General features: G+C 64.0%; 18 protein-coding genes. 13 read left to right on the top strand and 5 right to left on the bottom strand.

Features of this window, described 5'->3' with window-relative positions:
* Positions 1-43: 43 nt before the first annotated feature.
* A complete protein-coding gene (locus LPA37_RS08585) occupies positions 44-1,432 on the bottom strand; it encodes an MFS transporter (protein WP_229012275.1) in 1,389 nt (462 codons plus the stop codon).
* Between the two features lie 127 nt (positions 1,433-1,559).
* On the opposite strand from LPA37_RS08585, the gene LPA37_RS08580 reads away from it, so the two are divergent.
* Both LPA37_RS08580 and LPA37_RS08575 read left to right on the top strand, forming a co-directional pair.
* Positions 1,560-2,480: a LysR family transcriptional regulator gene (locus tag LPA37_RS08580; protein WP_228981002.1), complete on the top strand. Its 921-nt coding sequence runs from the start codon at positions 1,560-1,562 to the stop codon at positions 2,478-2,480.
* 440 nt (positions 2,481-2,920) lie between these two features.
* Positions 2,921-3,907 carry a hypothetical protein gene (locus LPA37_RS08575; protein WP_229012298.1) on the top strand — a complete coding sequence of 329 codons (987 nt, stop codon included), beginning with the start codon at positions 2,921-2,923 and terminating at the stop codon, positions 3,905-3,907.
* 291 nt (positions 3,908-4,198) lie between these two features.
* Here the strand turns inward: LPA37_RS08575 and LPA37_RS08570 are convergent, their stop codons facing one another.
* Positions 4,199-5,608 carry an HdeD family acid-resistance protein gene (locus tag LPA37_RS08570; protein WP_228981005.1) on the bottom strand — a complete coding sequence of 470 codons (1,410 nt, stop codon included), beginning with the start codon at positions 5,606-5,608 and terminating at the stop codon, positions 4,199-4,201.
* Between the two features lie 582 nt (positions 5,609-6,190).
* Here LPA37_RS08570 and LPA37_RS08565 point away from each other — a divergent pair.
* Genes LPA37_RS08565 through LPA37_RS08555 form a run of 3 tightly spaced genes read left to right on the top strand, consistent with a single transcriptional unit; the run spans position 6,191 to position 9,276 of the window.
* Complete coding sequence (locus LPA37_RS08565; protein ID WP_229012274.1) at positions 6,191-7,372, top strand: quaternary amine ABC transporter ATP-binding protein; 1,182 nt, start codon at positions 6,191-6,193, stop codon at positions 7,370-7,372.
* On the top strand, positions 7,365-8,267 hold the full coding sequence (gene choW, locus LPA37_RS08560) for a choline ABC transporter permease subunit (RefSeq protein WP_228981009.1): 903 nt from the start codon (positions 7,365-7,367) through the stop codon (positions 8,265-8,267). Before LPA37_RS08565 ends, choW begins: the two co-directional genes overlap by 8 nt.
* A gap of 10 nt (positions 8,268-8,277) precedes the next feature.
* Positions 8,278-9,276 (top strand): GlxA family transcriptional regulator, encoded by a 999-nt coding sequence (locus tag LPA37_RS08555; RefSeq protein ID WP_229012273.1) that lies wholly within the window; start codon positions 8,278-8,280, stop codon positions 9,274-9,276.
* Positions 9,277-9,325: 49 nt separating this feature from the next.
* Here LPA37_RS08555 and LPA37_RS08550 read toward each other — a convergent pair whose 3' ends face one another.
* Positions 9,326-10,408, bottom strand: coding sequence for a GlxA family transcriptional regulator (locus tag LPA37_RS08550; protein ID WP_229012272.1), 1,083 nt, complete (start codon positions 10,406-10,408; stop codon positions 9,326-9,328).
* 325 nt (positions 10,409-10,733) lie between these two features.
* On the opposite strand from LPA37_RS08550, the gene LPA37_RS08545 reads away from it, so the two are divergent.
* The 7 genes from LPA37_RS08545 (at position 10,734) to fdhA (ending at position 19,089) form a co-directional block, all read left to right on the top strand.
* On the top strand, positions 10,734-12,128 hold the full coding sequence (locus LPA37_RS08545) for an L-serine ammonia-lyase (RefSeq protein WP_229012271.1): 1,395 nt from the start codon (positions 10,734-10,736) through the stop codon (positions 12,126-12,128).
* 38 nt (positions 12,129-12,166) lie between these two features.
* Complete coding sequence (locus LPA37_RS08540) at positions 12,167-13,411, top strand: sarcosine oxidase subunit beta family protein (RefSeq protein WP_229012270.1); 1,245 nt, start codon at positions 12,167-12,169, stop codon at positions 13,409-13,411.
* A gap of 41 nt (positions 13,412-13,452) precedes the next feature.
* A complete protein-coding gene (locus LPA37_RS08535) occupies positions 13,453-13,752 on the top strand; it encodes a sarcosine oxidase subunit delta (RefSeq protein WP_229012269.1) in 300 nt (99 codons plus the stop codon).
* Positions 13,749-16,751 carry a sarcosine oxidase subunit alpha family protein gene (locus tag LPA37_RS08530; protein WP_229012268.1) on the top strand — a complete coding sequence of 1,001 codons (3,003 nt, stop codon included), beginning with the start codon at positions 13,749-13,751 and terminating at the stop codon, positions 16,749-16,751. Before LPA37_RS08535 ends, LPA37_RS08530 begins: the two co-directional genes overlap by 4 nt.
* Positions 16,741-17,397: a sarcosine oxidase subunit gamma gene (locus tag LPA37_RS08525; RefSeq protein ID WP_228981018.1), complete on the top strand. Its 657-nt coding sequence runs from the start codon at positions 16,741-16,743 to the stop codon at positions 17,395-17,397. The genes LPA37_RS08530 and LPA37_RS08525 overlap by 11 nt, the downstream gene beginning before the upstream one ends.
* Positions 17,398-17,458: 61 nt before the next feature.
* The gene (locus LPA37_RS08520) at positions 17,459-17,722 is read left to right on the top strand and encodes a hypothetical protein (protein WP_228981021.1); all 264 of its coding nucleotides are present in this window, start codon (positions 17,459-17,461) and stop codon (positions 17,720-17,722) included.
* A gap of 167 nt (positions 17,723-17,889) precedes the next feature.
* Complete coding sequence (gene fdhA, locus LPA37_RS08515; RefSeq protein ID WP_228981022.1) at positions 17,890-19,089, top strand: formaldehyde dehydrogenase, glutathione-independent; 1,200 nt, start codon at positions 17,890-17,892, stop codon at positions 19,087-19,089.
* Positions 19,090-19,234: 145 nt separating this feature from the next.
* On the opposite strand, the gene LPA37_RS08510 is transcribed toward fdhA, so the two are convergent.
* Positions 19,235-20,230 carry a GlxA family transcriptional regulator gene (locus LPA37_RS08510; protein ID WP_228981024.1) on the bottom strand — a complete coding sequence of 332 codons (996 nt, stop codon included), beginning with the start codon at positions 20,228-20,230 and terminating at the stop codon, positions 19,235-19,237.
* 201 nt (positions 20,231-20,431) lie between these two features.
* Positions 20,432-20,656: a hypothetical protein gene (locus tag LPA37_RS08505; RefSeq protein WP_229012267.1), complete on the bottom strand. Its 225-nt coding sequence runs from the start codon at positions 20,654-20,656 to the stop codon at positions 20,432-20,434.
* A gap of 9 nt (positions 20,657-20,665) precedes the next feature.
* Between LPA37_RS08505 and LPA37_RS08500 the strand changes: the two genes are divergently transcribed.
* Entirely contained in the window at positions 20,666-21,940 is a 1,275-nt protein-coding gene (locus tag LPA37_RS08500; protein ID WP_229012266.1) for a serine hydroxymethyltransferase, read from the top strand.
* Positions 21,941-21,958: the final 18 nt, after the last annotated feature.

Raw genomic sequence — 21,958 nt, 5'->3', positions numbered from 1 at the left:
TTAAAACCAATCATATCGACAACGCTTTCACCGTCTCACGCCGCTAGCAAGCGCCACCCGGCCGCGCCGGCAAACCGGCCGCTTTCAACCCCGAGATCGCGATCACTATGCCTGCCACCATGACTACGCCTGCCAGTATGACGGCGGTGTGCAGTCCGTTGACTGGATTGCCTGCGGCCCCGGTGATGAGCGACCCGAAGACGCCCACTCCGAGCGCCCCTCCAATTTGGCGCGCCGTGTTCAGCAAACCTGAAGCGATGCCGACCGAACGCGGATCGACATGATCAAGGAGCGCCGTATTGATCGACGGAACGGCCGGCGCGACGCCGACACCGATCGCCAATAACGGCGCGGTAATCGTCAGGTAACTGCTGTTGACCTCGATCACCTCCAGCGACAGAAAGCCGCCCGCCGCCAGCACCTGCCCGGCGACCATCGGAAGACGATAGCCGAAACGCGACGTGAGGGCGCCCGACGCGAGGTTGGCCACGGTGACGACGGCGGTCATCGGCAGGAAGGCCAGACCGGTCTCGAGTGGCGTGTATCCTCTTTCGTGCTGGAAGAAGAGGCTCATGGCGAACATCAATCCGTAGTAGCCGAAGTTGAGCGACAGTCCTATCGCCGAACTCACGCTGACCGCTGGTATCTGGAATAGCGAAAGCGGCAGCATCGGTTCCCTTTGCCACGCTTCCACCAGCACGAACAGTGCAGCGGACGCGACAAAACAAACGATGCCCGTGATTACAGCTGGACTTCCCCAGCCCAATCGGCCACTTTCTACGACGGCGAACATCAGCGCCGCGAGCGAAATCACCGCCAGCGTCTGCCCCGCCAGATCGATACGGCGCGTCGCGGTGCGCAGGGTATCGGGCGCATGGGCCAGCGTCAGCCAGATGCCGGTGACACCGAATGGCACGTTGATCAGAAAGATGCCCGGCCAACCGAAACGGTCGATTAGCAGACCGCCGACGAGTGGACCGGCGCCAAGCGCCAACGCGGCCGTCCCGGCCCAGATACTCACGGCCTTTGCCCGCGCCAGCGAGTCGGGAAAGGCCGCGCTGAGCAGCGACAGGGACGACGGCACGCATAGCGCCGCCCCGACACCCTGTACTGTCCGCGCCGCGACAAGCGCGACCGCGCTGGGTGCGAGGCCGCATGCCACCGACGCCAAGGTAAAGATCGCGAAGCCGCCTGCGAACACGCGCCGCGCGCCCAGCCGGTCGCCGAGCGCGCCTGCGCTGAGCAGAAGCGCAGCGAAGGCGAGCGTGTAGGCGTTAAGCACCCATTCGAGTTCCGTCGGGCCGACAGAAAAGCTTTGTTGAATCCGCCCGAGTGCGACGTTCACGACCGTGACGTCGAGGCAGATGATGACGAAGCCAAGACTGGCGGCAACCAGGGCGAGGCGCGGCGAGCGGGTCGATTGTCTGTGCATGATGTGCGATCTGACAGGGCGCGATGCAAACGGGATCGCTTGATCGTGAGCCACGCTGCACTCTAATACCCCAGTAATTCTTGATAAATGGTCTTAGAATTGGCACAGAATCAACTAATATTGAGCAATGGACCTTCTCAAAGCGATGACGGTATTTGTGCGCGTAGTCGAGACCGGTAGCCTGACGGCCGCCGGGCTCGCTTGTGAGCTGTCGCCCACCATGGTCGGCAATCACCTTCAGGCACTGGAAACCAGGCTCGGCACCAGGCTCATCCACCGCACCACGCGCAAGCAGCAGATCAGCGCGTTCGGGCAGGCCTACTACGAACGTTGTGTAGAAATTCTCGGTCTCGTCAACGACGCCGAGCGATTGGCGCTCGATCATCACGGCACTCCGCGCGGGCGGCTGCGCATCACAGCGCCGGTGATCTTCAGCAACGAGTGCCTGATTCCCGCCATCGCGGATTACTGCGGGCGCTACCCCGGGGTCCAGTTGGACGTCGTCGCCAGCGATGCGTTGTCGGACCTGATCGAGGACGGTTTCGAAGCGGCAATCCGCATCGGTGCGCCGGGCACTCCTGACCTCGTTGCGCGTCCTTTGCAGCCGTATCGCCTCATGCTCTGTGCGTCATCCACCTACCTTGACGCGAACGGCATACCGGCGACGCCAGAGGACCTTCGCTCTCACCAATGTCTGACCTACGCCTTTCCGCCGCGCTCCGAATTGCACACGGCGCAGCCCGAGTGGACACTATCCGTCCCGAACGGACTCGTGAGCGTGCCGGTCGCTGGCCGCCTGAGGATCGACAACGCGGACGCCCTGCGCAGGGCCGTGCTTGCCGGTATGGGGATCGCGATGTTGCCCTCCATTCTGATCGACGCAGATCTCAAGACAAACCGGTTGATCGAAGTATTGCCCGACCATGCGGCGCCCATACGGCCGATCAACCTGCTCTATCTGCGCGACCGCCAGATGTCGCCGAAGCTTCGCAGCTTCATCGAATTTGTCACGGAGCGCTTCGGTAGAACCTCCGATGCTCAGCGTTAAAGCTATCGGTGGGGCATCAGTCTCGGTGCGGCCATAGAGCATCATTCACCTGAGAGTTCACGCGCACACTCGAACGGCTGGCCTGTTCCAGTAGTCGACCTTGCCCGATCAATCAGGCTCGTTGTGTCGTCGCCCGACATGAGGCGGTCACGTCGGGCGCTTAATCCTGTTCAACAGCTGCCGTCGAACTGCGCCGAGTTCTATCGTCTCGTTCAGCGATACAATTGGGCGGGCCTCGATGTAGCCCGTTCCAGACGCTGCAAACGGTGGAACGGTCGCTACTCGCTAGATCCGTGGTTCGGAAGTGTTGTGCTGACACGGAATGCCGTGTCCCGTGGAAGACAAACAAAACGACCTGACTGAGAGGCGTGGGTCATGTGCGTTCGGTACGCTGTGTGGCGCCTTGCAATCGCGCGGGCAAATGGCGAGGTCGCTTGACAATGCCTGCACTCCGGATGCATTGGACCTGCCGCGCATCGTGGGCGTGCGCCGCTCTGGCGTTCACCCTGTTGCCCCGCCCGTCGAATGCGCAGGCCGCGCCGAGCCAATCGACGAGCACTACTGTGATCGGCGGCAATGTGAAGCAGCACGCGAACGCCGTGCTCGCGATCATGACCTACACGACGGTCCCCGACGTTACCACCAGTAACCTGTCGGTCAACAGCGGTACCACCGGTAATCCCGGTTTTGGCCAGACGCAGTTTGGCGGCGGCTTCACGATCAGCAAATCCTTTCCGTTGTATCTTGAAGGGACGCTTGCCTACAGCCGTTACGATCCGATCTTTATCGCTACGGACGGCGCCGAGCAGCGTGCGATCCCGACTAAATGGAACACTTTCAGTAGCACGGTCGGCGTCGGCTGGGATTTCCGGATCACGGATGAACTGGTGTTCCGTCCAATCCTGAACGGTACGATTGGGCGTGTCTCAAGCGATCTGAAGGTGGGGCAGTCGATCTTCAATCACGTCACTGACAGCAATCTGAAGTTCCTCGAGAATGGCTCGCTGGACGCGTACGGCTACGGTGGATCACTAATGCTCGACTACGAGCACTACCGCGAAAACTACGAAATCGATGCCGAATTGCGTGCCACCGACATCTACCTTCGCAGCTTCGGCGCTTCGTCGGAGGCCGTTCAGGGTTCGGCCATGGCGCAGCAAGTGAGCCTGTGGACACGCTGGCGAGCGCCTACCGGCTGGCACGCGCTGGACCGGCCGATCCGCTATGTGCTGGAAGCCGCTTATTCGCACTATTTGGGCGACAGCGCCGGCGTGCTGGGGTTCAACGACCTCACGTCGTTGGGAGTCGGGCTTGAACTCGATAGCAGCAAGTATCCCGTCATCATCACTCGCACGCGCGCGATGGTGCGATACGTCTTCGGTCACAACGTCCACGGCGTGTCGTTCGGGTTTGCAATGAGTTTCTAGCTCTTCCGGACCGCCGGTCCCCAGATTCTGGTTTGCTCGCTAGCGCCTGGCTGTTTCCTCGCAAAGCAGGCATGTCCCAAGCCCTGTCGTGCGCCGTCCGGCGTCGGCCACGAACGGATGCTTCCAGGACGGCTCTTTCCGGCACAAGATGCGCCGGGGCAACGAGCGTGCGTCCATTACCTGGAGGGGGCGACCGTCACCGAGGTGGCAGGCAGCCACGTGCCGATGCTGTCCCAGCCGAATGTTGTTATCGACGTAATCCGCAAGGCGGCGGCCGCTTTTCAAAGTCTGCTAGACCTCGCTACCGGCCGTGCCTGCCGGCTCAGCGTTACGGCCTTCCCCAGCGGCTTTTTCTTCTTCACGCCATTGCTGCCGCGAGCGATACATCCGTCGCAGCGCGAGCCGCGCCATCTTGCCCCAGCCGGAAGGACGCGGATCGGCCAGCATGCTGAGCGCGCGTGCGTAATCGAGCGTGAGGCCGGGCGTCCACGCCATCGTCGTCGCGCGCTTGCGGATCTGCGCCGCGATCCAGAGTTCGGGCGTGGTCAGCACGCGCACGAACGGCCGCCAGCCGCCCGCGCGTTGCCAGACGCGTGCCGATGCGCCCTCGATGGCCGCTTCCAGCGCGCGCGAAACCGTGCTCGAGCAATTCCGGTGGGTCAGGTTGTAGGTGGCGTCCTGGCGATACGTTTCCCAGAACCGGCGCAGCCGCTCGGGATCGTAATTGCGGATACGGACCTGAACCGTGGATGGACACCACGCGTTCGATTCCGTCGCGTAGTCGGGCTGAAACACGCCGGGCACGTCGTTCTCGCGCGTGGCGCGCAGGATGCGGGTGAAGTCTTCGGGCGAGCGGTCGATCTCCACACCCGGATACAGGCTGATATAGACGCCTTCCGGCGATTCGAGCGCGGCGTGTCCCGTCGAGATCACGCCGTTGCGGTCCACGGCGGCAATGTACCGGTCGACGATCAACTGGCGCCGCGCTTCGGATTTCGACGATCCGACCGGCGTCCACACGTGAACCGTCAATGCGGGTTCGCCGGGCGCGGGCGGTCCGTCCCATTCGACGACGCCGCGTTTTTGCCGCTCGCGCGGCGTCGCGCTCGCCACCTGCGCGGCAGCTTCGCGTCCCACGGCCGGGTTCGCGGCGAGCCGCCGTACGCGTGCGGCGAGCAGGATCATGTTCCAGCCGCCGAACATCAGGCCGAGCCCGAGACAATACGGCACGGTGCCCACGTACCAGGTCGGAAACGGCTGGTAGAAAAAGATCGCAAGCGCGATTTCGACGATGCCGCCCGCCATCGCGAGACGCCACGTGCGAAAGCGTACGATCTTCGCGGACACGATCTGCAGCAGGCCGTCAGCGAGAAAGAGCGTGCCGAAGATCATCGAGAGGATGAAGTTGCCGTGATGATGGCCGCCGAGAATCAGGAGCGCCGCGGTGCTGAACGCCGCGCCTTTCACATGGCGCAGCGTGCGCTGGCCGCCCATCCCCGTCCACGCGACGGCGAGCGTCGCGAGGCCCTCCGCGAGGAGCAGCAGCGCAAACGGCGTGATCGGGAAATACAGCGCGCCATCGAGCGCATCGATGAAGACGAAGATGCCGACGATCGCGCTGATCCAGCCCACCGCCATTAACGGCCGCCAGCGCGTGCGCAGATAATCGACGCCCAGCAGGATCATCACCAGCCGAACCATTGCATTTCTCCAGAGATCGCGTCAATCGCGAGACAGCGCTGCCGGTGTGCCCGGGTGCCGCGCTCATGCATGAGGCGCACGGATGCGGGATCGGATTTTCGTCTGATATTAGCGGTTTGGTTCAGTGGCGACAAATTTCAGGCAACGCGTGCGTCATGGCGTTTTCGTGTGATGCGCAGCAGGGCGTGAGGCATATCCGGCCCTGAGCGTTGTGAGCATGATGAGTCTGTGCCCCGTACGTCGTCACTGACCGTAAGCGCGGCTTGCGCCGGTCACTGCGGCGCCGCAGCACGGATTTGCTTCCGGAACTGTCCAGCCTTTACTTCACCGGATGGCCGCGACGCCTTCCAGGCCGCGGTTTTTTCCTCGGCGGGGGCTTCACTTGCACGCGAGCGACACGCCCGGCTACGCCGGCCAAACCCTTGTCCGGCAAGGTTTTCACCGCCATCGGCCGGCGTCTGCGTCCGAGCCGTGTCGCATTTCCACATGTGCCTGTCGCAATTCATCGGCCCGGCATACTTTTTTCTGGCAACTATGTATGCACGGCGCGGACGCACATGCGCCACACCAGGAGAGCATTCGATGAATTCCCCCAAGGTCGTGGTCGAAGGGCTGTGCAAGGTATTCGGCACCAACCCGAAACAGGCGACCAGCATGCTGGCAGGCGGTGCAACGAAAGAGGAAGTGTTCGCGCGCACCGGTCAGATCGTCGGCGTCCATAACGTCTCCTTCGAAGTCAGGGAGGGCGAGATCTTCGTGCTGATGGGCCTGTCGGGCTCGGGCAAGTCGACGTTGATCCGCCTGATCAATCGCCTCGTCGAGCCGACGGCCGGCAAGGTGCTGATCGACGGCCGCGATGTGGCGAGCGTGCCGCGCCCGGAATTGACGGCGCTGCGCCGCAAGGACATGAGCATGGTGTTCCAGTCGTTCGCGCTGATGCCGCAACGCACCGTGCTGTCGAACGCGGCGTTCGGGCTCGAAGTCGCGGGCGTCGGCAAGAAGGAGCGCGAGCGGCGCGCGATGACCGTGCTCGAGCAGGTTGGCCTCGCGCCGTTCGCCGAAAAGCTGCCGGCGCAGCTGTCGGGCGGCATGCAGCAGCGCGTCGGGCTCGCGCGGGCGCTGGCGGTCAATCCATCGCTGATGATCATGGACGAGGCGTTCTCCGCGCTCGATCCGCTCAAGCGCAAGGAAATGCAGAACGTGCTGCTCGATCTGCAACGCGAGCAGCAGCGCACGATCCTGTTCGTCTCGCACGATCTGGAAGAAGCGCTGCGGATCGGCACGCGGATCGCGATCATGGAAGGCGGCAAGGTGGTGCAGATCGGCACGCCGCAGGAAATCATCACGAATCCCGCCGACGATTACGTACGCGCGTTTTTTGAAGGGATCGACACCAGCCGCTATCTGACGGCCGGCGATCTGATGCAGACCGATGCCGTGCCGCTGATGCACTCGCACACGACGCAGATCGACGCATCGAGCGTCGCGGCGACGCTGAACGGCCATGCCGACTACGCGTTCGTGCTCGACAGCGAGCGCAGGATTCGCGGCTTCGTGTGCCGCGATGTGACGGGCGGCGCGTCGCCGCGGCTCAACAACGTCGAATGCATCCACCGCACCACGCCGCTCGACGACGTCGTGCGACGCGTGGTGGCGAGCCGCGCGCCGCTGCCGGTCGTCGAGGCGGACGGCTCCTACTGCGGTTCGGTCAACAAGACGAACGTGCTCAATGTCCTGACCCGTCATCGAGGTTCCCATGTCTGAAATCATTCCGCTTGGCACCTGGGTCGATCACGGTGTTCGTTACCTGCTCGATCACGACGCGAAAACCTTCGATTCCATCGGCAAGGTCATCGAGAGCTTTGCTGCCCTGATCGAGCACGGCTTGCAGGCGGTGCCGATGTGGGCGCTGATGGCGTTTTTCGTCGGTATCGGTTTGTGGCGGGTGGGCTGGCGCTTCGCGTTGTTCACGCTGCTCGCGATGCTGCTGATCTATGGAACGGGCTTCTGGGATCAGACGGTGATCACGCTTGGCCTTACGCTGTCGTCGACCCTGATCAGCCTGCTGATCGGCGTGCCGCTCGGCATCTGGATGGCGAAGAGCCGCTACGTCGAAACGGTGGTGCGCCCGGCGCTCGATCTGATGCAGACGATGCCCGCGTTCGTCTACCTGATTCCGGCTGCGATGCTGTTCGGCCTTGGCCGCGTGCCAGGGATTCTCTCGACGGTGATCTTTGCGATGCCGCCCGCAGTGCGCCTCACGTCGCTCGGCATCAAGCACGTGAACCGCGAAATCGTCGAAGCAGGGCAGGCGTTCGGTTGCACGCCGCTGCAACTGCTCTACAAGGTACAGTTTCCGAACGCGCTGCCGTCGATCATGACCGGCGTGAACCAGACGATCATGATGGCGCTCTCGATGGTGATCATCGCTTCGATGGTCGGAGCGGGCGGTCTCGGCAACGACGTGCTGGCGAGTATCCAGCGGCTCGACATCGGGCTCGGTTTCGAAAGCGGCCTCTCGGTGGTGATGCTCGCGATCATTCTGGACCGCATCACGGAGAGCTTCGGCCGGTCGCCGGGCATGGCGCGCGCGCCGCTGCTGTCGGGCCTGCGCAGCGTGATGAAGGTGCGTCGCGCGCCAGCCGCGCAGCACGGCTGAGCAGCCGGCCATGAAGCGCGACGCGTTTCCCCCTGTCGAACCTTCAGCGGAATCGCCGCTATCCGGGCTCGCGCACTTCGGCTTTCTGACGCTGCCGAATTTTTCGATGATCGCGTTCACAAGCGCGGTCGAAGTGCTTCGCATGGCGAACTATGTGAGCCGCGCGCAGCATTACAGGTGGTCGGTGATCACGCCGGATGGCGAACCGGCGCGCGCCAGCAACGGCATTACCGTAAAGCCCACCACGACGCTCGCCGAAGCCGGCATGCCGGATGTGCTGATCGTTTGCGCGGGCTGGCACGTCAGCGATTACGTCGACGCCACCGTGATCGCGCTGCTGCAGGATGTCGCGTCCAGAGGCATTCCACTGGGCGGCATCTGCACCGGGCCGTACGCGCTGCTAGCCGCGAATCTGCTCGACGGTTATCGTTGTACGGTGCACTGGGAAGACATGTCGCCGCTGCACAAGCGTTACCCGCACGTGCGTTTTGCCGACGAACTGTTCGTGATCGACCGCGATCGCCTGACCTGCACCGGCGGCACCGCGCCACTCGATCTGATGCTCAGCCTGGTCGGCATGCGCCTCGGCCGCGCGCTTGCGGCGCAGGTGTCGGAACAGTTTATCGTCGAGCGGATTCGCGGCTCGACCGATTATCAGCACATCCCCGTCGATGCGCGGGTCGGCTTCACGCGTGGAGAACTGGTCGAAGTGGTGCGGCTGATGGAAGCGAATATCGAGGAGCCATTATCGCTCGATGAGCTCGCCCGGCTCGTCAATCTGTCGCAACGGCATTTGCAGCGCATGTTCAAGATGTTCCTCAACGTGTCGCCGACGCACTACTACCTGACCCTGCGTTTGCGTCTCGCGCGCGAACTGCTGCGCAATACCGACGCGTCGATTGCGCGCGTGACGACGGTGTGCGGTTTTCATTCGCCGTGTCATTTCAGCAAGGCTTATCGCGCGCAGTTCGGCCACGCGCCGAGCGTCGAGCGGCGCTTGCTGGCGTAGAAAAACGCGTGGCGAATTCGGGTATCCGAACCAGTCCGGCATCAATCGCTCAGATCGCCTGAGCCCGCCCCGGAAAGGTTTCGTCATACCCGGTGCTGTCTTCCGCTTCGGCCACTGTGCCGCGTTGCTCGCGGTACATTATCGGCGGCAGGCCGAATTGCTTGCGGAATTCGCGCCCCAGATGCGATGCGTCGGAAAAGCCGCAACTCGACGCGATATCCGCCACCGTTTTATCCGAGCTTGTCAGCAGCCATGCGGCCGTGCGCAAGCGCACCTGCTTCGCGTAAGCCTGCGGCGCCTTGCCGGTTTGCGCCTTGAAGAGCCGCTCGAGTTGACGGGCAGAGAGATCCAGCTTGTGCGCCAGTTCATCGAGCGACAGCGAACGGCCCACGTGCTGTTCCATGAGCAGGATCGCCCGCTTCACCTTCGGATGCGCGGCGGGCGCGAGACCCGGTGGATGCGGCTGCGGCGCGTTGCCCTTCTGCATGTCGTCGACCAGCAGGATGCGCAGCGCCTTTTGCACGGTGGCCGTTTCGAAGTGACGCAGCAGAATCGCGGCGGCGACGTCGATCGACGCGCGTCCGCCGGAACACGTAATGCGCCGGCGGTCGATCACGAACAGCCGGTCCGCGACCAGCGCATCTTCATTCACCGACGGAAAGCGCTCGATGAAATCCCAGTAATGAAACCAGCTCACGCAAATGCGGTGGCCGTCGAGCACGCCCGCGCGCATCAGTGAAAACACCCCCGTGCACATGCCGACCAGCGTCGCTTCGGTCGCGGCGGCGCGGCGGATGAACGCGAGCGTCGCGTCGCTGGCCGCCGGTCCGGAATGCAGCAGGCCGCCGACCACGACGACATAATCGAACGGCTCCGCGTGATCGAAGGTTTCCCACGGCGTGATCTGGATCCCGCAACTCGCGCGCACCGGTGCAAGGGTTTCCCCTATCACGCTCCAGGAACAGCGCACGGGCTTGCTGAAATCGCCTTCGTCCGCCGACAGGCGTAACAGGTCGACGAAACCCGAGAACGCCGTCAGCGTGAAGTTGGGCAGCAGAATGATGCCGAAGCGGATGCGCTGCTTCGACGGGCCGTCGATGGATCGAAGGGGACGCGGTTCAGCGGAATTCATGCACACAGCCCGCAAGGAAAGGGGTGAATCAAGCATAGCATTCGTAGACGGCGTGGAATCTGGCCGCGCAAGCGCACCACGCAACGCGCCACGGCAATCGTGCCACAGCATCGCCAGTAGCGTTCCACGTGCCTGTCGCAAATGCGTCGGAAGTCTTCGTAAATCCGCCGCCGCGCTGTGCGGACGCGCGCTTTGACGCCACTATCCCATCGCGATGCCGTTTTTATTCTATCGATCCAGATCGACATTTGGTGCAATGGCGGCAAGTACAGGTCATCCCGCGCAAAACCCGTCAACCCCGGCATCGCAATGCATAAGGCACGTCATGAACGTTAGCGTCTTCGATCTGTTCAAGACCGGCATCGGTCCTTCGAGCTCGCACACCGTCGGGCCGATGATCGCCGCCTGCCGCTTCGCCTCGCATATCGAAGACGCCAACCTGCTCGGCTTCGTGCGCCGCGTGAAGGTCGAGCTGTACGGCTCGCTCGGCGCGACCGGCAAGGGGCACGGCACGGATAAGGCGGTGCTGCTGGGTCTCGAAGGCAATCTGCCCGATCTGGTCGATCCGGATGTCATCGAGCAGCGCCTGCAGGCGATTCGCGAAACGAAGCAGCTCGTGTTGCTCGGCAAGCATCCGGTCCGCTTCGACGAGCGCGAACACCTCGGTTTTTTCCGCAAGCTGATGCCGGGCGCGCCGGGCTCGGACATCGTGCATCCGAACGGCATGCGTTTTCAGGCGTTCGACGAAAACGGCCAGTTGCTGGTGGAGAAGGAGTATTACTCGATCGGCGGCGGCTTCGTCGTCAATCGTGAAGGCGATCGCGTGAATGCGCTGCGCACCGGTGCCGGCGTACCGTACCCGTTTCGCACCGGCGACGATCTGATGCGCGTGTGCCGCGAAACCGGCTTGTCGATCGCACAGGTGACGCTGTCCAACGAATGCGCGTCGCGCAGCGAACAGGACGTGCGCGAAGGGCTGCTGGCGATCTGGCGCACGATGTCCGCCTGCGTCGAACGCGGCTGCAAGGTGCGAGGTGAATTGCCCGGCCCGATGCACGTCAAGCGCCGCGCCGCCGATCTGTGCGAGCAATTGCGCTCGCGCCCGGCAGAGTCGTTGCGCGATCCGCTGTCGATGCTCGACTGGGTCAACCTTTATGCCATGGCCGTCAACGAAGAGAACGCCGCGGGCGGCCGTGTCGTCACGGCGCCCACGAACGGCGCAGCCGGCGTGATTCCCGCCGTGCTGCACTACTACGTGAAATTCATGCACGCGTCGAACGATGCCGGCATCGTCACCTTCCTGCTGACCGCCGCCGCGATCGGCATCATCTACAAGGAAACCGCGTCGATCTCGGGCGCCGAAGTGGGTTGCCAGGGCGAAGTAGGCGTCGCGTGCTCGATGGCCGCCGCGGCGCTCGCGGCGGTGATGGGCGGCACGCCGGCGCAGGTGGAGAACGCCGCCGAAATCGGCATGGAACATAACCTCGGCATGACCTGCGACCCGGTCGGCGGACTCGTGCAGATTCCCTGCATCGAACGCAATGCGATGGGCGCGATCAAGGCGCTGAACGCCGCTCGCATGGCGATGAAGGGCGACGGCCAGCATTACGTGTCGCTCGACAACGTGATCAAGACGATGCGCGAAACCGGCGCGGACATGAAGACGAAATACAAGGAGACGTCGCGCGGCGGGCTGGCCGTGAACGTCATCGAGTGCTGAACGACTGACGAAGCAAAAAGTACAGACAAGGAACGACGATGAGCCGCTATTCGATATTCAGCCTGTTGCGCAACGGGATGTCGTATCACGAGAACTGGGAGCGACAATGGAAGAGCCCCGAGCCGAAACGTGAATACGATGTCGTGATCGTCGGCGGCGGCGGACATGGTCTCGCCACCGCGTATTACCTCGCGAAAGAGCACGGCGTGCGCAATATCGCCGTGCTGGAGAAAGGGTGGATCGGCGGCGGCAACACCGCGCGCAATACGACCATCGTGCGTTCGAATTATCTGTGGGACGAATCGGCTGCGTTGTATGAGAAGGCGATGAAGCTGTGGGAAGGTCTGTCGCAGGATCTCAACTACAACGTGATGTTCAGCCAGCGCGGCGTGATGAATCTCGCGCACACGTTGCAGGACGTGCGCGACACCGAACGGCGCGTGAACGCGAACCGGCTGAACGGCGTCGATGCCGAATTTCTCACGCCCGCGCAGATCAAGGAAATCGAGCCGACCATCAACCTGAACAGCCGCTATCCGGTGCTCGGCGCGTCGATCCAGCGGCGCGGCGGTGTGGCACGGCACGATGCGGTGGCATGGGGCTTCGCGCGCGGCGCGGATCAGGCCGGCGTCGATATCGTGCAGAACTGCCAGGTCACGGGCATTCGCCGAGACGGCAGCCAGGTGACCGGCGTGGATACCGTCAAGGGGTTCATCAAGGCGAAGAAGGTCGCGATCGTCGCGGCGGGCAACACATCGACGCTCGCCGATATGGCCGGCGTGCGGTTGCCGCTTGAAAGCCATCCGTTGCAGGCGCTGGTGTCCGAGCCGATCAAGCCGGTCGTCAACACGGTGGTGATGTCGAATGCCGTGCACGCGTATATCAGCCAGTCCGACAAGGGCGATCTGGTGATCGGCGCGGGCGTCGATCAATACACCGGCTTCGGGCAGCGCGGCAGTTTTCAGATCATCGAAGGCACGCTGGAGGCGATCGTCGAGATGTTCCCGGTGTTCTCGCGCGTGCGGATGAACCGGCAGTGGGGCGGCATCGTCGACGTGTCGCCGGATGCGTGCCCGATCATCGGCAAGACCGACGTGAAGGGGCTTTATTTCAATTGCGGCTGGGGCACGGGCGGCTTCAAGGCGACGCCCGGTTCGGGCTGGGCCTACGCGCACACGATCGCAAGGGATGAACCGCATCCGCTGACCGCGCCGTTCTCGCTGGATCGGTTCTACACGGGACACCTGATCGACGAACACGGCGCCGCCGCTGTCGCTCACTGAGATTCACGCGCTGCGGGTATAGGGAACAAAGGAGAACATAAATGCTGCTGATCGAATGCCCGTGGTGCGGACCACGCGCCGAAACCGAATTTTCCTGCGGCGGCGAAGCGGATATCGCGCGTCCGCTCGACACCGAAAAGCTCACCGACGAGGAATGGGGCGACTACCTTTTCATGCGCAGGAACCCGCGCGGCGTGCACCGCGAGCAATGGATGCACGCGCAGGGATGCCGCCGCTGGTTCAAGGCGCAGCGCGACACGGTGAGCTACGAGATTCAGGGCTACGAGACGTTCGAGCGTCCGCTGCTCACGATGGATGGCAACGAGGGCAAGACAGCATGAGCCAGAAAGACCGACTGCCCGCCGGCGGGCGCATCAACCGCGCGATCGTGCTGAACTTCACGTTCAACGGCCGCACGTATCAGGGTTTTCAGGGCGACACGCTGGCTTCCGCGCTGCTCGCGAACGGCGTGCACTTCGTCGCGCGTAGCTGGAAATATCACCGGCCGCGCGGCATCGTCACGGCGGGCGTCGAAGAGCCGAACGCAATCGTACAACTCGAAACCGGTGCTTACACAGTGCCGAACGCGCGTGCCACCGAAGTCGAGCTGTATCAGGGGCTCGTCGCGACCAGCGTGAACGCGAAGCCGAGCATCGAGAAAGACCACATGGCGGTCACCCAGAAGTTCGCACGGTTCATCCCGGCGGGCTTCTACTACAAGACGTTCATGTGGCCGCGCAGATTCTGGCCCAGGTATGAGGAAGCGATTCGCGACGCGGCCGGGCTCGGCACTGCGCCTCGCGAGAAGGACGCGGATCGCTACGACAAGTGCTTCGCGCATTGCGACGTGCTGGTGATCGGCGCCGGCCCGACCGGCCTGGCGGCCGCGCATGCGGCGGCACTTTCGGGCGCGCGCGTGACGCTGGTCGACGATCAGCCAGAACCCGGCGGCTCGCTGCTGTCGTGCCGCGCGGAGATCGACGGCAAGCCGGCGCTGCAATGGGTGCACAAGATCGAGGACGCGTTGCGGCAGATGCCGGAGGTGAAGATCTTGTGCCGCAGCACGGCATTCGGCTATCAGGACCACAACCTCGTGACCGTGACGCAGCGGCTCACCGAGCATCTGCCGGTGTCGCAACGCAAGGGCACGCGCGAGCTGATGTGGAAGATCCGCGCGAAACGCGTGATTCTCGCCACCGGTGCGCACGAACGGCCGATCGTGTTCGGCAAAAACGATCTGCCGGGCGTGATGCTGGCTTCGGCGGTGTCGACGTATCTGCATCGCTATGCGGTGCTGCCGGGCCGCAATGCGGTCGTGTTCACGAACAACGACGACGGCTATCAATGTGCGCTGGACCTCAAGACGGCCGGCGCCCAGGTGACGGTGGTCGATCCGCGCGCGGCGGAGTCGAAGGGCACGCTGCCGGCGCTGGCGCGGCGCCATGGCGTCAAGATCATGAACGGCGTGGTCGTCACGGCGGCGCACGGCAAGCTGCGCGTGGCGTCGGTCGAGCTGGCGTCGTATCCGAATGGACAGCCCGGTGCGAAGCAGGGCGATCTCCCGTGCGATCTGCTCGCGATGTCCGGCGGCTGGAGCCCGGTGCTGCACCTGTTCGCGCAGTCGGGCGGCAAGGCGCACTGGCATGACGACAAGGCCTGTTTCGTGCCAGGCAAGGCGATGCAGGCGGAAACCAGCGTCGGTGCGTGCGCGGGCGACTTCGCGCTCGGCCAGGGCATTCGCCTTGCCGTCGATGCCGGCGTCGAGGCGGCGCGCGCTGCCGGACATATCGTCGCGCGGCCGCATCCGGTGCGGGTCGCCGACACGGTCGAGGCGAAGATGCAGCCGCTGTGGCTCGTCGGCGGCCGCGAGCTCGCCGCGCGAGGCCCGAAGCAGTTCGTCGACTTCCAGAACGACGTGTCGGCGGCGGATATTTTTCTCGCCGCGCGCGAAGGCTTCGAATCGGTCGAGCACGTGAAGCGCTACACGGCAATGGGCTTCGGCACCGATCAGGGCAAGCTCGGCAACATCAACGGCATGGCGATCCTCGCGCAGGCGCTCGGCAAGACGATTCCGGAAACCGGCACGACCACCTTCCGCCCGAACTACACACCGGTCACGTTCGGCACGTTCGCCGGCCGCGAGCTCGGCGAGTTTCTCGATCCGGTGCGCAAGACGGCGGTGCACGAATGGCACGTCGAAAACGGCGCGGCGTTCGAGGATGTCGGCAACTGGAAGCGTCCGTGGTACTACCCGAAGCCGGGCGAGGACATGCACGCGGCGGTCGCGCGCGAATCGCTCGCGGTGCGCACGAGCGTTGGCATTCTCGATGCCTCCACGCTCGGCAAGATCGACATTCAGGGCTCCGATTCGGCGAAGCTGCTGAACTGGGTCTATACGAATCCGTGGAGCAAGCTCGAGGTCGGCAAGTGCCGCTACGGTCTGATGCTCGACGAAAACGGCATGATCTTCGACGACGGCGTCACGGTGCGCCTCGCCGACCAGCATTACATGATGACGACCACCACCGGCGGCGCGGCGCGCGTGCTCACCTGGCTCGAACGCTGGCTGCAAACCGAATGGCCGGACCTGCGCGTGCGTCTCGCATCCGTCACGGATCACTGGGCGACGTTCGCGGTGGTCGGTCCGAACAGCCGCAAGGTGTTGCAAAAGGTCTGCCACGACATCGACTTCGCGAACGCCGCGTTCCCGTTCATGAGCTATCGCGAAGGCACGGTGGCCGGTGCGGCCTCGCGCGTGATGCGGATCAGCTTCTCGGGCGAACTCGCCTATGAGGTGAACGTGCCGGCCAACGTCGGACGCGCGGTGTGGGAAGCGCTGATGGCCGCCGGCGCGGAGTTCGACATCACCCCGTACGGCACCGAAACCATGCACGTGCTGCGCGCCGAGAAGGGCTACATCATCGTCGGTCAGGATACGGATGGCTCGATGACGCCGTACGATGTCGGCATGGGCGGACTTGTCGCGAAGTCGAAAGACTTTCTCGGCAAGCGCTCGCTGACACGCAGCGACACCGCGAAGGCCGGGCGCAAGCAACTGGTCGGGCTGCTGCCGGACGATCCGTCGTTCGTGATCCCCGAAGGCTCGCAGATCGTCGCCGGTCCCTTCCAGGGCGACACCGCACCGATGCTTGGTCATGTCACGTCGAGCTATTACAGCCCGATCCTGAAGCGCTCGATTGCGATGGCGGTAGTGAAGGGCGGACTCGACAGGATCGGCGAAACCGTCACGATTCCGCTTGCGAACGGCAGGCAGATCGCGGCCAGCATCACCAGTTCGGTGTTCTACGATAGCGAAGGAGCACGTCAACATGTGGAATGAAACAACAGGGAGACCGTCGATGGTCGATCGCGCTGTCGGCAGGCAAACCGGTGTGTGGCAGGAGTCTCCGCTGGTCGGCGTGGACGCGTTGCTGAAGAAGCATCAGGCAACGGCATCGTCCGCGTTTCGCCTGAGCGAGCGGCCGTTTCTGGAACTGGTGAACGTGCGGGGCGATACCCGCGACGCCGCGTTCATGCGCGCAGTGGAAAGCGTGCTCGGCTGCCGGCCGCCGGAAAAACCCAACACGACGGCGCAAGGCAACGGTTACGACGTGCTGTGGCTGGGCCCCGACGAGTGGCTGGTACGCTCGGCCACGGCGCACGACGCCACGCGTAGCGCGCCGCTGCTGGCGAAACTCGGCGCCGCGTTTGCGGGCCTGTTCGCGTCGGTGGCGGATATCGGCAGCGGCTATACCGTGCTCGACATCAGCGGCACGCGTACGCGTGACGTGCTGGCGCGCGGCTGCCCGCTCGATCTGCATCCGCAGTTGTTCGCCGTCGGACAGTGCGCGCAAAGCCACTATTTCAAGGCGTCGATCACGCTGTTGCCCACCGGGCCGGATAGCTTCGACATCGTTGTGCGCCGCAGCTTCGCGGACTATTTCGTGAAGATCATGCTCGACGCGGCCGACCCGCTGATGTCGTGATGCGCCGCGAGCGGTGCCGCGCCGCATCGCTCGCTTCGCACTTTTCCTGCCTGTGACCGACATGACGTCGACACGTCTGGCCACCGCGCGCCTCACTGAGCGCGCGTGCCATCAGGGCGATGCACACGCCGCGCTCGCGTTGCTCGATCAGAGCATCGTGTTGCGGCACCGGCGCATCGCGCTGATCCGTTATCTGCTCGCGCAACAACTCGGCGCCGAACTGCAGCCGCGACATCACGACTACGTGCGCAAGATCGCCGCGCGGCTGAGCGCGCAGGCGCTCGCGCGCATTGCCGGCGCCGCGCGGGCACGGCTGCGGCCGTAGCGCCCGCTTTTGGCTCTGCGCGCCTGGGCGATTGCACCGCGCATGTCGGTTCCGGCCAAACGGGTGTCGCGTTCGGGTCATGTCCTTTGTTTGCGAGGGCGTTACGCTCGTTAGACGGCGCGTGACTTCGAACCGGCGCGCCGCTCACAAGACATGGAGACAGGCAAATGAGCAGCAATCGCGGCGTCGTGTATCTCGGGCAGGGCAAGGTGGAAGTGCAGTCGATCGACTATCCGAAGATGGTCGATCCGCGTGGCCGTGCAATCGGCCACGGCGTGATCCTGAAAGTGGTGAGCACGAATATCTGCGGCTCCGACCAGCACATGGTGCGCGGCCGCACCACGGCTGAAGTCGGACTCGTGCTGGGTCACGAGATCACCGGTGAGGTGATCGAAACCGGCCGCGACGTGGAAACCCTGAAAATCGGCGATCTCGTCTCCGTGCCGTTCAACGTCGCGTGCGGTCGTTGCCCGACCTGCAAGGCCCAGCATACCGGTGTATGCCTGAACGTGAATCCGTCGCGCGCGGGCGGCGCTTATGGCTACGTGGACATGGGCGGCTGGATCGGCGGCCAGGCCGAGTACGTGATGGTGCCGTACGCCGACTTCAATCTGCTCAAATTCCCCGACCGCGCGCAGGCGATGTCGAAGATCCGCGATCTGACCTGCCTGTCCGACATTCTGCCGACCGGCTATCACGGCGCGGTGATGGCCGGCGTGAAGCCCGGCGCGACCGTCTACATTGCCGGCGCCGGCCCCGTCGGGATGGCGGCGGCGGCTTCGGCGCGCCTGCTGGGCGCGGCCTGCACGATCGTCGGCGACATGAACGAAGCGCGGCTCGCGCATGCGCGCAAGATGGGTTTCCAGACCATCGACCTGTCGAGAGACGCCACGCTCGGCGAGCAGATCGAGCAGATTCTCGGCAGGCCCGAAGTGGATTGCGCGGTGGACTGCGTCGGCTTCGAGGCGCACGGCCACGGCAGCAGCGGCCAGCATGAAGAGGCGCCCGCCACGGTGCTCAATTCGCTGATGGAAATCACCCGAGCCGCGGGCGCGATCGGCATTCCGGGGCTCTATGTGACGGACGATCCAGGTTCAGCCGATGCTGCCGCGCGCAAGGGCAGCCTCAGCATCCGCCTCGGACTCGGCTGGGCCAAGTCGCACTCGTTCCATACGGGGCAGACGCCGGTGATGAAGTACAACCACAATCTGATGCAGGCGATCCTGTGGGACCGTCTGCCGATTGCGGACATCGTGAACGTGACGGTCGTGTCGCTGGATGACGCGCCGGAAGGCTACCGTCAGTTCGATGGCGGCGCACCGAAGAAGTTTGTCCTCGATCCGCACGGTTTGCTGAAAGCGGCCTGACGCAGAGGTGCTTTGCTTCTGGCCGGGTTCTGGCTTTCATTCGAACCTGCTCGACTCGATAAACCACGCACGCGTTGAACGGAAAACCGTTTAACGCGTGCGTCGTTTTTTCAGGCTGGAAAGGCCCGCGTTCCGCGTAGCAGTGTCAGGCCAGCATCGCCGGCGCGGCGGCGAGCGATGGCGCCTGCTTGCGCCGCTCGCTCGTCGGCGCGGTGCCGAAGGCGTCGCGATAGCTCTTCGAGAAGTGGCACGCCGACTGGAAGCCGCAGGCCATCGTGATGTGCATGATCGACATGTCGGTCTGCAACAGCAACTCACGCGCGCGCCGCAGGCGCAGCGTCAGATAGTAATGCGTGGGCGTCATCCCGAGATGCTCGCGGAACAGGCGCTGCAACTGCCGTTGCGACATGCCCGCGAGCCGTGCGAGTTCTTCGCGCGACAGCGGCTCTTCGATGTTGTTCTCCATCAGCGCGATCACTTCGAAGAGCGACTTGTTGGCCGAACCGAGCCGCGCGACCAGCGGCATCTTCTGCTGCGCGCTGGTATCGCGCACATGTTCGACGATGAACTGCTCGGCGATCTGCGTGACCCGCGCGGTGCCCACGCGCGGCGCGATCAGGTTCAGCATCATGTCGAGCGGCGCGACGCCGCCGGTGCAGGTGACGCGATCGCGGTCGATCACGAACAGTTCTTTCAGAAAGCGCGTGTCGGGAAACTCTTCCTTGAGCGCCGACATGTTCTCCCAGTGAATCGCGCACGCGTAGCCGCCCAGCAAACCGGCGCGCGCCAGTGCATACGTGCCCGTGCACAGGCTGCCGAGCACGCAGCCCATGCGGGCAAAGCGGCGCAACGCAAAGAGGTGTGCGGGCGTGGTGGCGCGCTGCACGTCGATGCCGCCGACCACGAACACGATATCCGGCTGGCCGACGCATTCGACCGGCCCGGTGTCGACCGACAGCCCGTTACTCGCCATTACCGGCCCGCCTTCGGGGCTCACGATCGACCACCGGTAAAGCGTTTGCCCCGTCAGATAGTTCGCCATGCGCAGGACTTCGATGGCGTTGGTGAACGCGATCATCGTGAAGTTGGGCACCGGCATGAATGCGAAATGCGACAGCGACGCCGTGCGATCGGTGGACATGGGGGGAATGATTCCTTCGAATCTGTAATGTCGCGTCGCCGTGGGGAAGTGGCGACTCCTGTGATTCTGAGGACCAGGGCAACTGCCGTGCCATCAGGCTAAACCCTTGTTTTCGCGTGGAAACGTGCCCGTGACGTCGGGCAGGCAGCACCACGACGGCGCTGCCGCCGCACCGATGCGCACCTGAACCGCGCGTGACGGTCAGTTGCGGTGCAACATCGGCCCGGCCGTTCGAAAACCGGCTGCGGAGACGCCGATAGCGACTTGTCGAAAAAGGTCGTGCATGGCGGAAAAGGTAAAGAACGCGTCTGAATTCATAAATTGGCGCGCGAGCTGAACGTCAAGAATAGAAGCCATGCAGACGGGTTGCGGCAGCGTTTCAAGGCGTCTTCCGGCACGCGTCAACGGCTTGTTTCCTGAACTCACGGACCTTCCATGTCGAACCCGAATCCCTTCTTTGAAGAATCGCTGGCGACGCGCGATGCGGCGGTACGCGGCGCCATTTTGAAAGAGCTCGAGCGCCAGCAGTCGCAAGTCGAGCTGATCGCGTCGGAAAACATCGTGTCGCGGGCGGTGCTCGAAGCGCAGGGCTCGGTGCTGACCAACAAGTATGCGGAAGGGTATCCGGGCAAGCGTTACTACGGCGGTTGCGAATACGTCGACGTGATCGAATCGCTCGCGATCGACCGGGTCAGGCAACTGTTCAACGCGAAATTCGCCAACGTGCAGCCGCATTCGGGCGCGCAGGCAAACGGCGCCGTAATGCTCGCGCTGGCGAAGCCGGGCGACACAGTGCTCGGCATGTCGCTCGACGCGGGCGGCCACCTCACGCACGGCGCGAAGCCGGCCCTCTCGGGCAAGTGGTTCAACGCGGTGCAGTACGGCGTGAACCGCGAGACGATGCTGATCGATTACGCGCAGATCGAGGCGCTCGCACAGCAACATCAACCAGCGCTCCTGATCGCCGGCTTCTCGGCCTATCCGCGCGCGCTCGATTTCGCGCGGCTGCGTGCGATCGCCGACTGCGTCGGCGCGAAGCTGATGGTGGACATGGCGCACATCGCGGGCATCATCGCGGCGGGCCGTCACCCGAATCCGGTCGAGCATGCGCACGTCGTCACGTCGACGACGCACAAGACCTTGCGCGGTCCGCGCGGCGGCTTTGTGCTGACGAATGACGAAGAGATCGCGAAGAAGATCAACTCCGCGGTGTTTCCGGGCTTGCAGGGCGGCCCGCTGATGCATGTGATCGCCGGCAAGGCGGTCGCGTTCGGCGAGGCGCTGCAACCGGATTTCACGACCTACATCGACAACGTGCTCGCCAATGCGCAGGCGCTGGGCACTGTACTGAAGGCGGGCGGCGTCGATCTGGTGACGGGCGGCACCGACAACCACCTGCTGCTGGTCGACCTGCGGCCCAAGGGGCTCAAGGGCAACCAGGTCGAGCAGGCGCTGGAGCGCGCCGGCATCACCTGCAACAAGAACGGCATTCCTTTCGATACCGAGAAGCCGACGGTGACCTCCGGCATTCGCCTCGGCACGCCGGCTGGCACGACGCGCGGCTTCGGCGTCGCTGAATTCCGTGACGTGGGCCGCCTGATCGTCGAAGTGCTCGATGCGCTGCGCGACCACCCTGAAGGCCATGCCGCCACCGAACAACGCGTGCGCCGCGAGATTTTCGCGCTATGCGAACGCTTTCCCATCTACTGAGCACGCCCGGAGCACACG

It is taken from the genome of Paraburkholderia gardini (genome assembly GCF_907164545.1).
GTDB classification, from domain to species: domain Bacteria; phylum Pseudomonadota; class Gammaproteobacteria; order Burkholderiales; family Burkholderiaceae; genus Paraburkholderia; species Paraburkholderia gardini.
This window is presented reverse-complemented; position numbering and strand designations above follow the sequence as displayed.

Bases quoted from the DNA above. Each gene is read 5' to 3' on its own strand.
- LPA37_RS08580 (WP_228981002.1), top strand. From the start codon at position 1,560: ATGGACCTTCTCAAAGCGATGACGGTATTTGTGCGCGTAGTCGAGACC.
- LPA37_RS08525 (WP_228981018.1), top strand. From the start codon at position 16,741: ATGTGGAATGAAACAACAGGGAGACCGTCGATGGTCGATCGCGCTGTC.
- fdhA (WP_228981022.1), top strand. From the start codon at position 17,890: ATGAGCAGCAATCGCGGCGTCGTGTATCTCGGGCAGGGCAAGGTGGAA.
- choW (WP_228981009.1), top strand. From the start codon at position 7,365: ATGTCTGAAATCATTCCGCTTGGCACCTGGGTCGATCACGGTGTTCGT.
- LPA37_RS08500 (WP_229012266.1), top strand. From the start codon at position 20,666: ATGTCGAACCCGAATCCCTTCTTTGAAGAATCGCTGGCGACGCGCGAT.
- LPA37_RS08585 (WP_229012275.1), bottom strand. From the start codon at position 1,432: ATGCACAGACAATCGACCCGCTCGCCGCGCCTCGCCCTGGTTGCCGCC.
- LPA37_RS08565 (WP_229012274.1), top strand. From the start codon at position 6,191: ATGAATTCCCCCAAGGTCGTGGTCGAAGGGCTGTGCAAGGTATTCGGC.
- LPA37_RS08540 (WP_229012270.1), top strand. From the start codon at position 12,167: ATGAGCCGCTATTCGATATTCAGCCTGTTGCGCAACGGGATGTCGTAT.
- LPA37_RS08510 (WP_228981024.1), bottom strand. From the start codon at position 20,230: ATGTCCACCGATCGCACGGCGTCGCTGTCGCATTTCGCATTCATGCCG.
- LPA37_RS08535 (WP_229012269.1), top strand. From the start codon at position 13,453: ATGCTGCTGATCGAATGCCCGTGGTGCGGACCACGCGCCGAAACCGAA.
- LPA37_RS08530 (WP_229012268.1), top strand. From the start codon at position 13,749: ATGAGCCAGAAAGACCGACTGCCCGCCGGCGGGCGCATCAACCGCGCG.
- LPA37_RS08575 (WP_229012298.1), top strand. From the start codon at position 2,921: ATGCCTGCACTCCGGATGCATTGGACCTGCCGCGCATCGTGGGCGTGC.
- LPA37_RS08550 (WP_229012272.1), bottom strand. From the start codon at position 10,408: ATGAATTCCGCTGAACCGCGTCCCCTTCGATCCATCGACGGCCCGTCG.
- LPA37_RS08555 (WP_229012273.1), top strand. From the start codon at position 8,278: ATGAAGCGCGACGCGTTTCCCCCTGTCGAACCTTCAGCGGAATCGCCG.
- LPA37_RS08520 (WP_228981021.1), top strand. From the start codon at position 17,459: ATGACGTCGACACGTCTGGCCACCGCGCGCCTCACTGAGCGCGCGTGC.
- LPA37_RS08570 (WP_228981005.1), bottom strand. From the start codon at position 5,608: ATGGTTCGGCTGGTGATGATCCTGCTGGGCGTCGATTATCTGCGCACG.
- LPA37_RS08545 (WP_229012271.1), top strand. From the start codon at position 10,734: ATGAACGTTAGCGTCTTCGATCTGTTCAAGACCGGCATCGGTCCTTCG.